A 1675-nucleotide genomic window follows, 5' to 3' on the forward strand; every position below is an offset into this window, starting at 1 on the left:
CTCATATCCGGTATTTGATTAACACCCGTTCCCACACCCCGCTTGGCCACTTCTTTTAACCCAAGGTTTGCGAGAGTGGCCGCGACCGCCGTCGCACCCGCACTTTTAATCTCAGACAGGTTATTACCCGACTGCAAAAACAACTTTTTCAGTGCGGCCAGTACCTGAGCACGATTCGTTTTATTCAGGATGATGCTGGCAGCCTCAACAATACCCGCCAACTCTTCCTGCACAGCATCAAAGTAATCATCATCTAAAGCCGTGGCTGGCACGCCGGTTTGTGGGTTGCCGCGGGTAAAACCGTTCTTGCCCGCGCCAAATTTATCAATTTGAGCGGAGGGGGTATCAATGCGATGCATAAAGGGTTACTCCGGGTAACCGGTAATCACCCGGTCAGTGCCGATCAGCACGGTCACTGAATCGCCCTTTTTTACTCGCGGTTGAAGATGTCCGGCCTCTTCACTGCCGGGCCATTGGCGGGTATAATGTGGTCAACCGTAGTACCTGACACTACCAGACCTTCACGCAAGCACTGTTGGCACAGCCCTTTGTCTCTGGCCTTTATCAGTGGCGTCAACTTATCCCAGTTAGCACCATAGCCACGCTCATGCCTGGTCTTACCCTGCTGGTGGTTCTCCCATCCGGTATTCTGATGTTCAGGACAATAACCAGAACTGTGAATCGTGGTGTTGCGGCACCCATGTTTACGGCAGGCTCGCGGTATTCTGGGTGGCATGGGGTTACTCCAAAAGAAAAGCCACCGGCTTATAGGGCCAATGACTTAGATATAAAAACCGCCCGTAGGCTGCTTGATAATAATATTTAACACATAAAATGTGACGCCCAATATAGGGAATCGTCGTACTATTTAATTATTAGTGCATCCGCCGTTAGCTTAACGGTGTCCATGTTCAGGAGTGTCAACATCTGGCCCCGTTGCGGAATTATTACAATTAGCCGAAATCTTAACCTGAAAAAATATAAATCTCAATGCGAAAAAAGATAGCTAATTAGTAAGTCATCATTGGTTTAATTATTGTTTAATCACTTATTGTAAAATAAAGACTAACTAAACATGTAAAGGAACCTTTTCATTTGAAAATTTCAATCATTGCAGCAACCGTTATATTCAGTGCCATTTTAAGTGGATGTTCAGTACAAAATGACAAAACACAGCTTCACGGCATAGGCTTGACATATCAATCAGATATCAAAAAGCTAGATAACGGCGACTACTTCACAGAAGTTGAGGCTGCCCCTGCAGCAGGTCGAACTAAAGGTGCTATTGGCACAGCCAGCAAAAAAGCGTCAGATTTTTGTAGGACACAAAATAAAGCCATGAAAGAAGTGAAAACTGAGATAGATACTCATCTACTCGTTAATGGCGTTGCTCGTCTGACCTTCCAGTGCGTATAAATATCCGTAAGGGTTATTAATTTTATCAAGAGAGCCGTGTGAAAGTGGCTCTCAATTTTTAACTAATTGATTTGTATTCAAAGCGTAATTTTGCGCCGGTCATGTCGCCTGATGATTCAACTGCCACGATGCCCACAGTCCCGCTATCCCTATCAGGTTGATTCGATTCGCTTGATTCTGTCATACAACAAAACGACTAATTCCGAGTAAAACTGATATGACTGAATAGCCATAAAATGAACTCAGCAACCCTCTGACT

Annotated in this window: 2 protein-coding genes and 1 pseudogene; 1 reads left to right on the top strand and 2 read right to left on the bottom strand. The window is 45.0% G+C overall.

Going from position 1 to position 1675, the window contains the following annotated elements; all coding sequences use genetic code 11:
* Together YALDO0001_RS19290 and YALDO0001_RS19295 are read right to left on the bottom strand one after the other, a co-directional pair.
* A pseudogene (locus YALDO0001_RS19290) lies at window positions 1-359 on the bottom strand (gp53-like domain-containing protein); the annotation flags it as partial.
* 71 nt (window positions 360-430) lie between these two features.
* Window positions 431-736 carry an HNH endonuclease gene (locus YALDO0001_RS19295; protein ID WP_049596262.1) on the bottom strand — a complete coding sequence of 102 codons (306 nt, stop codon included), beginning with the start codon at window positions 734-736 and terminating at the stop codon, window positions 431-433.
* 359 nt (window positions 737-1095) lie between these two features.
* Here YALDO0001_RS19295 and yegR point away from each other — a divergent pair, with 359 nt between their 5' ends.
* Window positions 1096-1416 carry a lipoprotein YegR gene (gene yegR, locus YALDO0001_RS19300; protein ID WP_004705633.1) on the top strand — a complete coding sequence of 107 codons (321 nt, stop codon included), beginning with the start codon at window positions 1096-1098 and terminating at the stop codon, window positions 1414-1416.
* Window positions 1417-1675: the final 259 nt, after the last annotated feature.

This window comes from Yersinia aldovae ATCC 35236, assembly GCF_000173735.1.
Lineage (GTDB): Bacteria > Pseudomonadota > Gammaproteobacteria > Enterobacterales > Enterobacteriaceae > Yersinia > Yersinia aldovae.

What these genes read in the sequence shown, in the direction of transcription:
- YALDO0001_RS19295 (WP_049596262.1), bottom strand. Translation starts at nt 736, where the DNA reads ATGCCACCCAGAATACCGCGAGCCTGCCGTAAACATGGGTGCCGCAAC.